The 11,565-nt window shown below is 73.6% G+C and carries 12 protein-coding genes; 2 read left to right on the plus strand and 10 right to left on the minus strand.

What is annotated here, in order from left to right; translation table 11 throughout:
• Window positions 1-703 precede the first annotated feature (703 nt).
• Complete coding sequence (locus AC3ET4_RS18285) at window positions 704-1,432, plus strand: hypothetical protein (protein WP_431950595.1); 729 nt, start codon at window positions 704-706, stop codon at window positions 1,430-1,432.
• On the plus strand, window positions 1,429-2,505 hold the full coding sequence (locus tag AC3ET4_RS18290; protein WP_431950597.1) for a methyltransferase: 1,077 nt from the start codon (window positions 1,429-1,431) through the stop codon (window positions 2,503-2,505). The genes AC3ET4_RS18285 and AC3ET4_RS18290 overlap by 4 nt, the downstream gene beginning before the upstream one ends.
• Before the next feature lie 11 nt (window positions 2,506-2,516).
• Here the strand turns inward: AC3ET4_RS18290 and AC3ET4_RS18295 are convergent, their stop codons facing one another.
• The 10 genes from AC3ET4_RS18295 to AC3ET4_RS18340 form a co-directional block, all read right to left on the minus strand.
• Window positions 2,517-3,878, minus strand: a complete 1,362-nt coding sequence (locus AC3ET4_RS18295; protein WP_431950599.1) for an acetyl-CoA carboxylase biotin carboxylase subunit — start codon at window positions 3,876-3,878, stop codon at window positions 2,517-2,519.
• 6 nt (window positions 3,879-3,884) lie between these two features.
• Complete coding sequence (locus AC3ET4_RS18300; protein WP_431950601.1) at window positions 3,885-4,562, minus strand: acetyl-CoA carboxylase biotin carboxyl carrier protein; 678 nt, start codon at window positions 4,560-4,562, stop codon at window positions 3,885-3,887.
• The gene (gene accD / locus AC3ET4_RS18305) at window positions 4,559-6,289 is read right to left on the minus strand and encodes an acetyl-CoA carboxylase, carboxyltransferase subunit beta (protein ID WP_431950603.1); all 1,731 of its coding nucleotides are present in this window, start codon (window positions 6,287-6,289) and stop codon (window positions 4,559-4,561) included. Before accD ends, AC3ET4_RS18300 begins: the two co-directional genes overlap by 4 nt.
• Entirely contained in the window at window positions 6,282-6,611 is a 330-nt protein-coding gene (locus tag AC3ET4_RS18310; protein WP_431950605.1) for a TcmI family type II polyketide cyclase, read from the minus strand. Before AC3ET4_RS18310 ends, accD begins: the two co-directional genes overlap by 8 nt.
• Window positions 6,608-7,069, minus strand: coding sequence for an SRPBCC family protein (locus AC3ET4_RS18315; protein WP_431950607.1), 462 nt, complete (start codon window positions 7,067-7,069; stop codon window positions 6,608-6,610). Before AC3ET4_RS18315 ends, AC3ET4_RS18310 begins: the two co-directional genes overlap by 4 nt.
• A 2-nt stretch (window positions 7,070-7,071) precedes the next feature.
• Window positions 7,072-7,329, minus strand: a complete 258-nt coding sequence (locus tag AC3ET4_RS18320; RefSeq protein WP_431950609.1) for an acyl carrier protein — start codon at window positions 7,327-7,329, stop codon at window positions 7,072-7,074.
• 28 nt (window positions 7,330-7,357) lie between these two features.
• The gene (locus tag AC3ET4_RS18325; protein ID WP_431950611.1) at window positions 7,358-8,578 is read right to left on the minus strand and encodes a ketosynthase chain-length factor; all 1,221 of its coding nucleotides are present in this window, start codon (window positions 8,576-8,578) and stop codon (window positions 7,358-7,360) included.
• Entirely contained in the window at window positions 8,575-9,843 is a 1,269-nt protein-coding gene (locus AC3ET4_RS18330) for a beta-ketoacyl-[acyl-carrier-protein] synthase family protein (RefSeq protein ID WP_431950613.1), read from the minus strand. Before AC3ET4_RS18330 ends, AC3ET4_RS18325 begins: the two co-directional genes overlap by 4 nt.
• Window positions 9,840-10,277 carry a cupin domain-containing protein gene (locus tag AC3ET4_RS18335; RefSeq protein WP_431950615.1) on the minus strand — a complete coding sequence of 146 codons (438 nt, stop codon included), beginning with the start codon at window positions 10,275-10,277 and terminating at the stop codon, window positions 9,840-9,842. The genes AC3ET4_RS18330 and AC3ET4_RS18335 overlap by 4 nt, the downstream gene beginning before the upstream one ends.
• Before the next feature lie 81 nt (window positions 10,278-10,358).
• Window positions 10,359-11,459, minus strand: a complete 1,101-nt coding sequence (locus tag AC3ET4_RS18340; RefSeq protein ID WP_431950617.1) for a SchA/CurD-like domain-containing protein — start codon at window positions 11,457-11,459, stop codon at window positions 10,359-10,361.
• Window positions 11,460-11,565: the final 106 nt, after the last annotated feature.

The following is an 11,565-nucleotide window of genomic DNA, read 5'->3' on the forward strand; positions in this document are numbered from 1 at the left end:
GCCCTCACCTGGCCGCGGCCCGTCGGCGTCCCGGCCTTCGGCTCGCCCGCGTGGATCACCGGGGTTCCCGGCTCCCGAGGCCGCCGACACCGTCGCCGAGTCCGCGACGGCAGCACCCGAGTGGACGATCCGCGAGCCGGGGAAGGCTGACTGCCGAAGGGCGCGGAGACCGTCGTCCTGCGGGCGTCCGGCAGCGGCTTCGGCCACCCGGCCCTCATGGCCCTCCGGTCGCTGCGACCGTAGCGTCCTCGGCGGGACGGGCGTCACCGCCGAGGAGGCCACCGCCGTCGACGGCTCGGCCCCGGCGGCTCGGCTCCCTCCAAGCCTCCCTGCCGTCAGGGGGGTTGCCGGCCATCGCCCCACGTGGACGCCGGGTGACGCGGGCTGCCGCACCGGTGACTCGCCCTGGAGGAGAGCGGCTTGGGGCCCGCGCCCTCGGCCACGGCATGCGCGCCGGTCGCGGCACGTCCCCGCCGCCCCGGTCCGCCGGCGCCACCGCGCGGCGGACCGGAGGCGGAGGAGCCACGGGCGCGGACGGCGCCGAGTGACGGCGGGCACCTCTCCTGACGGCCTACCAGGCGCCCGCTCGGCCGCCGCGCGCCACCTCTGATGCCCCGGCAGAGTGGCGATGCGACGGAACCGCTCATACCGTCAGATTCCAGGTGACCCGGGACGTCACCCCGGAAGGCAGGTACGGGCAGTCATGACACTTCGTCGGCCCCAGGCGACCGCGGTGGCCGCGGTCGCCGGTGTGCTGAGGGGCGCGGACACCGTCCTCGCCCCGGGGACCCGGGCCGGCCGCAACGTCCGTACGCCGGCCGGGAACGGACTGCGCGTCACCGCGGCGGGGCAGAGCCGGCTGGGCGGCGTCCGGCTGCGGTCGCTCCCGGCCTCCGGCGTCCGCGAGGACGGCGTGGACGCCTTTCGGACGGACGACCCCGAGGGCGGTGCCGCCGCCGAACACAACAGCCGCCAGGGCATCGGCGTCCGGCATGCGGTGCGGTACCCGGGCGTCGTGGGCAACCGCTTCACCGCCGACAGCGGCGGCGTCCTCGTCGTCGGGGAGGAAGAAGTCCCGCGCGCCGGAGGCCGGACCGTCTCCGACGACATCGTGGCGGCGAAACCCACGTGCTGCCCTTCCACCGCCCGGCTCCCCTTCACGCAGGGCGCGGGGACCGTGCTGACGGGCGCAGAACGGACCCTGGTGGTCCGCAACCGGGTCGTGGACCACCACGGCACCTCACCGATGTCCGGCGGGATCGTGCTCTTCCGCAGCGTGGAGGGCGCCCACGACGCCGGCAACACCGTCCGGGGCGACACGACCCCGGGCGACAGCCCGGCCGATCCGGCCGACCGTGACCAGGGCACCGCCGATGTCCTCCGTGGCAACACGTGCCGCGTCTTTGAACCGAAGGGGTTGTGCGAGGAATGACCGTGACAGAGACCACCAGCGAGGACGGCACCGCGAAGACGGCGGCCGCCGAGACCGCCACGCCGCCGGCGATGCGTCTGCGCGAGCTCGTCTTCGGCGCCGCGTGCGCCGCCGCCGTACGGGCCGCCGCCAGGCTGGGCGTGCCGGACGCGCTCGGCAAGGAGCCCGCGACCGCCGAGGAACTCGCGGCCATGGTCGGCGCCGCGCCGCGCCAGCTGCGCCGGCTGCTGCTCGCCCTGACCTCCTATGGGGTCTTCGAGGAGCAGGCCGACGGCCGCTTCGTTCACACCGAGATGTCGCGGATGCTCCGCAAGGACAGCCCGAACACCCTGCACTACATCGCGCTGTGGTGCACCGAGCCGTGGACGTGGGAGGTCTGGCCGCGGCTGGACGACGCGGTGCGCGGCGGTCGCAACGTCTTCCCTGAGGTCTTCGGCAAGGAGTTCTTCGAGTACCTCCACGACGACGCCCGCGACAGCGCCCGGATCTTCGACCGCGCCATGACCGCCTCCAGCCGGCAGTCGGCGCAGGACATCGCGGCGCTGCTGGACCTGACCGGCGTCGGCTCGGTCGCCGACATCGGGGGCGGCCAGGGGCACGTGCTGGCCGCGCTGCTGGAGAAGCACCCCGAGCTGCAGGGCACGCTGCTGGACCTGCCGAAGGTCGTCGCCGGCGCGGACCCGCGGCTGCGCGAGGGCGGTCCGCTGGCAGCGCGCGCCCGGCTGGTGCCCGGGGACTGCCGGGTGGACGTCCCGGTGGCCGCCGACATGTACATCATCAAGAACATCCTGGAGTGGGACGACGACAGCACGCGGCGCACGCTGCGCAACGTCGTCGCGGCGGGCGGCGCCGGGGCGAAGGTCGTCGTCATCGAGAACCTCGTCGACGACACCCCGTCCATGCGCTTCACCACCGCCATGGACCTGCTCCTGCTGCTGAACGTCGGCGGTCAGAAGCACACCCGGGACAGCATGGTGAAGCTGATGACGGAGGCGGGGCTGCAGATCGGCGAGGTGACCCCGGTCAACGCCTATCTGCACGCCCTGCACAGCACGGTCGGCCCGGCGCGCTGACCACCGGACGGCTAGCCGTTCTCGCCGGTACCGGTGATCTCCGCCACCAGGCCGGTGGTGTGCCGGCCCGCCCGGAACTCCGGGCGGGCCAGCACCTTGCGCAGGAAGCCGGCCGTGGTGCACACGCCCTCGCCGTGCACCCGCATCTCCTCCAGGACGCGGTCCATGCGGGCCAGCGCCCGTTCCCGGTCCGGTGCCCAGACGACCGCCTTGGCGAGCAGGGAGTCGTAGTCGGGACCGATCCGCCAGCCGGGGAAGGCGTGGGTGTCCACCCTGACGAAGGGCCCGCCGGGCACCTCGAATGCGGTCAGCAGGCCCGGGGTCGGCGCGAAACCGCGGTCGGGGTCCTCGGCGTTGACCCGGCACTCCACGGCGACCCCGCGGTGCACGACGTCCTCCTGGCGCAGGGTCAGCGGATGGCCGGCGGCCGCCAGGATCTGCTCACGGACCAGGTCGATCCCCGTCACCATCTCGGTGACCGGGTGCTCCACCTGGAGCCGGCAGTTGACCTCCAGCAGGTGGAAGTCCCGCTCCGGGGTGAGCACGAACTCGAAGGTGCCGACGCCCGTGTAGCCGACCGCCCGGGCGCCGCGCACGGCCGCCGCGCACATCGCCGAGCGCAGCCGCGCCGGCAGGTCCGGGGCGGGGGCCTCCTCGACCAGCTTCTGGTGGTGCCGCTGCACCGAGCAGTCGCGCTCGCCGAGGTGGACGACCGTGCCGTACCGGTCGCAGAGCACCTGCACCTCCACGTGGCGGGCGTGCTCGATGTACCGCTCCAGGTAGAGCCGGTCGTCGCCGAAGACGGAGCGGGCGTGCGCCGCGGTGCCGCGGTAGGTCTCGAGCAGCCGGTCGGGGGCGGTGACCACGGCCATGCCGCGCCCCCCGCCTCCGGCGACGGCCTTGAGGATCACCGGGTAACCGGTCTGCTGCGCCGCCTCCTTCGCGTCGGCGAGCCCCGTCAGCGGGCCCGTGCTGCCGGGCAGCACGGGCAGTCCGGCCTCGGCCATCAGCGTGCGGCAGGACGCCTTGTCGCCCAGCAGGGAGAGCACCTGCGGGGAGGGGCCGATGAAGGTGAGGCCGCCTGCCTCGCAGATCTCGGCGAAGTCGGGATCCTCGGACAGGAAGCCGTAACCGGGGTGGACGGCCTGCGCTCCGGTGCGGCGGGCCGCCTCGACGACGGCCGGGATGTTGAGGTAGCTCGCGCGCGCCGGGGGCGGTCCGATGTGCACGGCCTCGTCGGCGAAGCGGACGACGGCCGAGTCGCGGTCGGCCGTGGAGTACACCGCGACCGTGCGGATGCCCAGTTCACGGCAGGCGCGTGCGATCCGCAGCGCGATCTCGCCGCGGTTGGCGATCAGGACGGTGGAGAACACGGGCCCTCACTCCTCCACCGCTCGAGGCTGCAGTGCGATCAGCGGCTGCTGGAACTCCACAGGCTGCCCGTCCGGGACCACGATCTCCACGACGCGGCCGGCCACGTCCGCCTCGACGATGTTCATCATCTTCATGACCTCCAGGACGCCCACGCTCTGGCCGGGGCGGACCAGGTCGCCGACCCGGACGCACGGGCGCTCGCCGGGTTCCAGGGCGTGGTAGAAGGTGCCCACGGTGGGGGCGCAGACGTAGTGGTGCGACTCGGAAGTCTGCGCTCCGTGCGCCTCGTGCGCCTGAGCCGCGCCGGCGGCGCCCTGGCTTCCACCGGGGGCGGGCGGCGGGGCGGCAGCCGCCGGAGCGGTCTCCGGTGCGGCGGGAGCGGGCGCGGCCGGAGCGGTCTCCGGTGCGGCGGGAGCGGGCGCGGCCGGAGCGGGCGCGGCCGGAGCGGGCGCGGGTCCGTCCGAAGAGGCCGGCGGCTGCGGCCACTCGATCTCGACCGCCGTCTGGCCGTGGCGCAGCCTGATCCGCCGCGGCGGGGCGGGCATCGAGCGGGCCAGCTCCGCCGCGCTGCGGCAGACCGCCTCCAGCGCAGGGGGCGCGGTCTGCGCGCCCGGGGACGTTCCGTTGAGGGCCTTGCCCGCGCCCGGAGGGCGGGCCGTCCTGTCGTCGCCGTGGAGTGTCATGGTGCTGCCTCCTCCTCCAGTCGGCCGAAACGGTGGAACCGGTCGCGGCGCTCGGCCAGCAGCCGGTCGGGGGCCCGGGGACGCAGTTCGTCCAGGGCGGCCGAGACCGCGCCGCCGACGAGGGCGGCCGCGAGGGCGTGGTCCTTGTGGGCGCCGTCGGGCGGCTCGGGGATCACGCCGTCGACGATGCCCAGCCGGAGCAGATCACGGGCGTGCAGCCGCAGGGCGGCCGCGGCGGCGGGGGCCGCGGCGGGGTCCTTCCACAGGATCGCGGCGCAGCCCTCGGGGCTGATGACGGAGTAGACGCCGCTCTCGGTGACCAGGACCCGGTCGGCGACGGCGAGGGCCAGGGCCCCGCCGCTGCCGCCCTCGCCGGTGATCACGGCGACGACCGGTACGGGCAGCCGCGCCATCAGGCGCAGGCTCTCGGCGATGGCCAGAGCCTGGCCGCCGCACTCCGCCTCCGGGCCCGGGTCGGCGCCCGGGGTGTCGATGAGGGTCACCACCGGCATGCCCAGCTTGGCGGCGGTCCGCATCAGGCGCGCCGCCTTCCGGTGACCGGCCGGTGTGGCCATGCCGTGGCGGCGCCGCCGGCGCTCCTCCGCCTCGGGGCCGCCCTTGTGATGGCCGATCAGCATGATGGGCCGGCCGTCGAGCAGCCCCGGCCCGCCGATCACGGCCGGGCAGTCGGCGGCCAGCCGGTCGCCGTGCAACTCCTGGAAGTCCCGCAGCAGATGGGCCGCGTAGTCGGCGGCCGTGGGGCGCATCGGGTGCCGGGCCAGGCGTACCGCATCCCAGGGGTCCCGCTCCGGCAGTTCGTCCGCCGTGCGGACGACGCGGACGGCGGGTCCGCGCGGCACGGTCGCCGGCCGGGGCCGCTCGGCGGCGGGCGCGTCCTCCCCGCGGGCGGCGTCCGCCCCGGAGCGCAGCCGCAGCAGCCGGGCCAGCGTCGGGCGGAGTTCGGCGCGGGGGACGACGTCGTCGACGAGTCCGTGCGCGAGGAGGAACTCCGCGGTCTGGAAGCCCTCGGGAAGCCGGCGGCCGGTGGTCTGCTCGATGACGCGCGGCCCGGCGAAGCCCATCCGGGCGCCGGGCTCGGCCAGGATGACGTCGGCGAGGGTCGCGTAGGACGCGGCGACGCCGCCGTACGTGGGATCGGTGACCAGGGACACTACGAGGACGCCGGCCTCGTCGAGTTCGGCGAGCGCCTGGGCGGTCCTGGCCATCTGCATCAGGGACAGGGCGCCCTCCTGCATGCGGGCGCCGCCGGAGGCGGTGACCAGCAGCAGCGGGACGCGCTGCCGCAGGCTGCAGCGGGCGGCCCGGGTGATCTGCGAACCGACCCCCAGACCGAGGCTGCCGCCGAGGAAGCGGAAGTCCATCGCGGCGGCCACCACCGGCTGCCCCCCGACGGCGCCCCGCACGCAGACGACGGCCTCGTCCATCCCCGTCCGCGCCCGTGCCTCGCTCAGCCGCTCGGCGTACGGGCGGGTGTCGGTGAAGCCCAGCGGATCGTGCTGCGCCGGCCGCTCGCCGCGCTCGGCGGCGAGCGGCCGGCAGGAGCCCGGGTCCAGCAGCTGGTCGAGCCGCTGCCGGGCGGTGAGCCGGCCGTGCGCGCCGCACTCCGGGCAGACGCGCAGCGTACGGGCGTAGCGCTTGCCGTAGACGAGCGCCGCACAGCGCTCGCAGCGCACCCAGTCCGGCTCGGCGGTGGCCTGCTCAGCCACTGCGCTCCCAGCGGTAGAACTCCCGGGCCATGGCGTCCTTGGGCTCACGCCAGGTCTCGGGGTCGTACGCGGAGATGAAGGACGACAGCTGCTCGCTGATGTCCCGGAACGCCGGGTGGTCCTTGTACCGGGCGACCTCGGGGCCGGGCGGCCGGTCGGCCTCGACCAGGTGCAGATAGACGTCGCGGAACTGGAACAGGCTGCGCCCGGTGACCCCGATCAGACCGGGCAGCTCGCCCTTGTCCGACTCGGCGAAGACCTGCGCCACCTGCTCCTGCGAACCGGGCTTCATCCTGGCCACGATCAGGCTGCGGTAGCTCATGCCGAGCCCCCGCGGTGGCGCTGCACGATCCGCTCGCGGATCAGCTCCAGCTGGATCTTGGAGTTGTCGTTGATCCGGGCCGTCATCGCCTCGTCGTCGAGGGGGGCGCCGGGCTTCATGGCGAAGTCCTGGGTCCAGCGCATCCGGGTGCCGCCGGGGACCTCCTCGTACGCCCAGCGGATGTCCATGTACTGGAAGGGGCCGGTCTCCACCCGGTGCGCGCGCACGGTGCGGGTGGCCCGGTCGGCGACCCGCTCGGAGACCCAGCTCCAGACCTGGCCGTGCTCGTCGGGGTGCATGGTGAGCCGGAAGACGACCCGGTCGCCCTCCCGCTCCACGATGTCCACGGAGGCGTACTCGCTGAACAGGTCCGGCCAGCCCTCCACGTCGTTCGTGATGTCCCAGACGACGTCCATGGGGGCGGGGATGATGATCTCGTTCTCGGTGTGGCCGGGCATGGTCAGACTCCTGCCTTGAGTGAGCTGTTGACGACGTCCATGAAGGCGCCGGGGGTCTTGCACGAGTCGGCGTCGCCGGCGATCGGGATGCCCCGGTCGTTCTCCAGGGCGCCGACGATGCCGAGCAGGCCGAGCGAGTCCAGGCCGTACTCGGCGAAGGGCGTCTCCGGGTGCCCGGTCAGGAGGGCCACGTCGACGGTGATGCCGGCACTGGACTTCATCAGGGCGGCGAGTTCGCCGTAGGTCAGTTCCTTGCTCATGGAAGAGCTCTCCTTCACTGCGCCTGCGCTACGCCCGGACGACCAGGGCCGAGTTGGAACCCATCAGGCCGCGGCTGAGCACCAGAGCGGTCCGCAGTTCCGCCGGCCGGGGCCGGCCGGTGACCAGGTCGAGGTCGTGGCAGATGTCGGTGATGTTGGGGGTCGGGGGCACGACTCCGTGCCGCAGGGCGAACACGGCGGCGGCCACGTCGAGCACCGGGGCGCCGCAGTAGGCGCGGCCGGTGCCGGTCTTGGGAGCGGTCACGGGGATCTGGGCGGCGCGTCTGCCGAACACGTCGGCCAGTGCCTGCGCCTCGGCGCGGTCCGCCTCCGGGGTGCCGAGCGCGTCCGCGAAGACGACATCGATGTCCCCGGGGGCGCACGCGGCTTCCGCGAGAGCGTCACGGATCGCGCGGGCCAGTCCCTGGCGGGACTCCGCCCAGCGCGAGGCGCCGGTGAAGGTGGCGCCGTGCCCCGCGATGACCGCCTGCGCGGCGGCCCCGCGGCCGGCGGCGTGCTCGGGGTCCTCGACCACGAGCATCGCGCCCCCCTCGGCGGGGGCGAAACCGCAGGCGTCCCGGGTGAAGGGCTGATAGGCGCGGTCGGGGTCCTCCTCGAGGCTGAGTTCTTCGTATCCGAGCTGGCAGACGGCCGAGTACGGCGCCAGCGGCGCCTCGGCGGCGCCGACGACGACGGCCCGGGTGCCGGTGCCGCGGGTGATGTTGCGGCAGGCGTGGGCGACGGCGTCGAGACCGCCGGCCTCGTCGCTGGCGACCACGCCGCAAGGGCCCTTGAAGCCGCCGCGGATGGAGATCTGGCCGGTGCTGGCGGCGTAGAACCACGCGATGGACTGGTACGGACCGACGAAGCGCGGCCCCTTGCCCCACAGTTGCTGGAGCTCGCGCTGGCCGAACTCGCCGCCGCCGGAACAGGCCGCGGTCACCACGCCGATGTCGAAGGGGGCCTCCTCGTCGAAGCGCAGTCCGGAGTCGGCGAGTGCCTGGTCGGCTGCCGCCATCGCGAAGTGGGTGAACCGGTCGGTCTGCACCGTGTAGCGGTCCTCGACGACCGCCGACACCTCAAAGCCGCGGACCTCTCCCGCGACGCGAAGCGGCAGGTCCCGGCAGCCCTCGCGGCTGACCGCGTCGAGGACGGAGACGCCTTCCCTGGTCGCCTTCCAGAAGGCGTCGGCTCCGATGCCGTTCGGTGCGACGACGCCGATGCCGGTGACCACCGCTTGCGTGTTCATCGCTGGCTCCCCTCCGGTCGGTTGAGGACCACCGCGGACTGGAAGCCGCCGAAACCGCTGCCGACGGACAGCACGGTGCGCAGCTTCAGCTCACGGGCGGTGCGAGGGACGTAGTCCAGGTCGCACTCCGGGTCCGGGGTCTCGTAGTTGGCGGTCGGCGGCACCACGCCGTGAGCGAGGGCCAGGGTGCAGGCGGCCAGTTCGATGGCGCCGATCGCCCCGAGGGAGTGGCCGACCATGGATTTGATGGAGCTCATGGGCGTGGAGTAGGCATGGGCGCCCAGGGAGCGCTTGACCGCGGCGGTCTCGTGGCGGTCGTTCTGCTTGGTCCCCGAGCCGTGCGCGTTGACGTAGTCGACGTCCGCCCGGTCGAGCCTGGCGTGGTCCAGTGCCCGGTCGATGGCCTCGGACATCTCCAGGCCGTCGGTGGTGAGGCCGGTCATGTGGTAGGCGTTGCCGTATGTGGCGTAGCCGCCGACCTCGCAGTAGATCCGGGCCCCGCGAGCCCTGGCGTGCTCCAGTTCCTCCAGGATGAGCACGGCGCCGCCCTCGCCCATGACGAAGCCGTCGCGGTGGGCGTCGAAGGGCCGGGAGGCATGGGCCGGGTCGTCGTTGTTGGGGCTGGTCGCCTTGATGGCGTCGAAACAGGCCACCGTGATGGGTGAGATCGGGGAGTCCGAGGCGCCGGCGATGACGATGTCGGCGCGTCCCTCCTCGATGGTGTGGAACGCGTATCCCACGGCGTCGAGGCCGGAGGTGCAGCCCGTGGAGACGGTCTGCACGGGGCCGCGGGCGCCGTGCCGCTCGGCTATCTCCGAGGCGAGGGCGCTGGGCGCGAACGCCCGGTGCAAATGCGCCCCCGCCTGGCGGTGGTCGACGTCCCAGCGGGCGCCGCGTTCGCTGACGCGTATGTAGTCGTGTTCCAGCCGGGTGGTGCCTCCGACGGCGGTGCCCAGGGAGACCCCGACGCGCCAGGGGTCCTCCTCGCCCAGTTCCAGTCCGGCGTCGCGGATCGCCTCGGCGGCCGCGACGAGCGCGAACTGGACGTACCGGTCGGCGCGTTCCACGTCCTGCGGGCCCAGCCCGCAGGACGCCGCGTCGAAGTCGACCTCTGCGGCGATGCGGGACCGGAAGCCCGTCGGGTCGAAGAGCGTGATCCCGCGGGTCGCCGTCCGGCCGGCGGTGAGCAGTTCCCAGAAAGCGGGGACCCCGACACCGCCGGGGGCGACGACACCGGCCCCGGTGACCGCCACCCGGCGGGTCATGACGCCGCGTCCTCGGTCTGCTCGGTGACCTCGGTGTCCACGTGGCCCAACTCCGGTCGGGGAGCGAGCGGACCGAGGTGGAAGACGAGCCGGGCCTCGGTGCGGCCCACGTTGCGGAACCGGTGGCGGACGTACGGCGGGATCATCAGGCCCTGCTCGGGGCGGAGCACATGGGGCTCGCCGTCCAGGTCCACCTCCAGGTCGCCGCACACCACGTAGACGAACTCCTCGGAATAGGGGTGGTAGTGCTCGCCGATCCGGTCACCGGGGTCGACGAGAGCCACGCCCATGAAGCCGCTGGTGGCGCCGCACGCGGTCGGGGTGAGCATCGCCCGCAGGTCGCCGCCGCGGCGGCGGTTGGGCGGGGTGTCCGCCAGATTCACGATGGTCGGCGTGAACGGGGCGTTCCGTTCGTTGGTCAGAAGATCATCCATGCTTGCCTCCTCCGGCGGGGGCCGGTCCGGGGCGCACCCCGGACCGGCCGGTACCTGCCGGCTGCCAATGGCTCGGACGGGTCAGGACGTGGCCGCGCTGCGGTCGGTGAGCAGGCGCATGTCGCACTCGGCGAGGAACCGCTTCAGGCCCTGCTCGTCCCCGAGGTCCCAGCCGGGGCCGAGGTCGAGCAGCCTGGCGAGGACGCCGGTCTTGTGCTTGCCCGCGACGCCCACGGCGACCAGCGGGGCCTCCTCGACCGGGACCCGCAGGTCCACCAGGCGCACCACGATGTCCTCGCGGAGGTAGACGGTGCTGCGCGCGAGCGGCCCCTTGGGGGCGTCCACGGCCTCCTCGTCCTGCTGGGCGAGCATCTTGGCGACGGCCGGGCCGGAGCCCGCCTTGGCCGGGTAGATCAGGGCGTGCCGGCGCAGGTTCTCCGGACGGTCGGCGCCCTTGGCGACGTGGTGCACGGCCGGGAGCGCGGCGCGGGCGAAGAACTCCCGTGCCGAGCCCGGGTCGTTGAGATCCCGGTCCACCTCCAGGTAGGGGTTGATGGCTTCCTCGACAGCCCGCACCTCGGGCTGGCGGGCGACGTGGCGCAGTGCCCTGGCCAGGTCGCCCTCCACCTCCACGGCGCGCACGACGCGGTTGCCGTGCATGAACAGCGAGGTGCGGCGCAGCCGCGTGTTCTCGTCCACCACGGCCTGCGGCGAGGTGTAGCCGGACAGGATGTCCGCCACCTTCTGTTCGCTGCCGGGCTTCACGGTGAAGGTGATGGCGTGGCGGATGATCCCGTCCCCGACCCGCGGCACGGGCTGCATGCGGCCGGACTCGTAGGAGGTACGGGTCTCCCGCAGCACCCCGAAGCGGAGCGAGCGGGTGTCCTTCACGCAGCCGTGCATCGGCTGCACCATCTCCAGGTGGGTCGGGCTGTCCACCCAGGCGAGGAAGTGCAGCGCACTCTCCCACTCACTGGTGATCAGCCATTGCGAGGGATTTTCGATCGACTGGCACAGCTGGTCGCTGACGTGTCCGGGCACGGCGGCGACGTGGCGGCACATCTGGTCATACGCATCAAGAAACCGCTGCTCGGCGCCGTCCTCGACATCAAGCATGAGGACGACGCGCAGGCGATTGCCATCGAGCGCGGACTGCGAGACCTTTTCGGCCTGGGCCGGCATATTCCACCTCTTCCGAGAGCGAGCAACCCCCCAAGGTCCGTCGTCAAACGATCGTGCTGTGGTGGCCCAACCGGTGCGAGATATGTGATCCAATTGGGTGACGGGC

The sequence above is a fragment of the Actinacidiphila sp. bgisy167 genome (assembly GCF_057707665.1).

What these genes read in the sequence shown, in the direction of transcription:
- AC3ET4_RS18325 (WP_431950611.1), bottom strand. Translation starts at nt 8,578, where the DNA reads ATGAACACGCAAGCGGTGGTCACCGGCATCGGCGTCGTCGCACCGAAC.
- AC3ET4_RS18335 (WP_431950615.1), bottom strand. Translation starts at nt 10,277, where the DNA reads ATGGATGATCTTCTGACCAACGAACGGAACGCCCCGTTCACGCCGACC.
- AC3ET4_RS18330 (WP_431950613.1), bottom strand. Translation starts at nt 9,843, where the DNA reads ATGACCCGCCGGGTGGCGGTCACCGGGGCCGGTGTCGTCGCCCCCGGC.
- AC3ET4_RS18285 (WP_431950595.1), top strand. Translation starts at nt 704, where the DNA reads ATGACACTTCGTCGGCCCCAGGCGACCGCGGTGGCCGCGGTCGCCGGT.
- AC3ET4_RS18310 (WP_431950605.1), bottom strand. Translation starts at nt 6,611, where the DNA reads ATGAGCTACCGCAGCCTGATCGTGGCCAGGATGAAGCCCGGTTCGCAG.
- AC3ET4_RS18300 (WP_431950601.1), bottom strand. Translation starts at nt 4,562, where the DNA reads ATGACACTCCACGGCGACGACAGGACGGCCCGCCCTCCGGGCGCGGGC.
- AC3ET4_RS18340 (WP_431950617.1), bottom strand. Translation starts at nt 11,459, where the DNA reads ATGCCGGCCCAGGCCGAAAAGGTCTCGCAGTCCGCGCTCGATGGCAAT.
- AC3ET4_RS18320 (WP_431950609.1), bottom strand. Translation starts at nt 7,329, where the DNA reads ATGAGCAAGGAACTGACCTACGGCGAACTCGCCGCCCTGATGAAGTCC.
- AC3ET4_RS18290 (WP_431950597.1), top strand. Translation starts at nt 1,429, where the DNA reads ATGACCGTGACAGAGACCACCAGCGAGGACGGCACCGCGAAGACGGCG.
- AC3ET4_RS18315 (WP_431950607.1), bottom strand. Translation starts at nt 7,069, where the DNA reads ATGCCCGGCCACACCGAGAACGAGATCATCATCCCCGCCCCCATGGAC.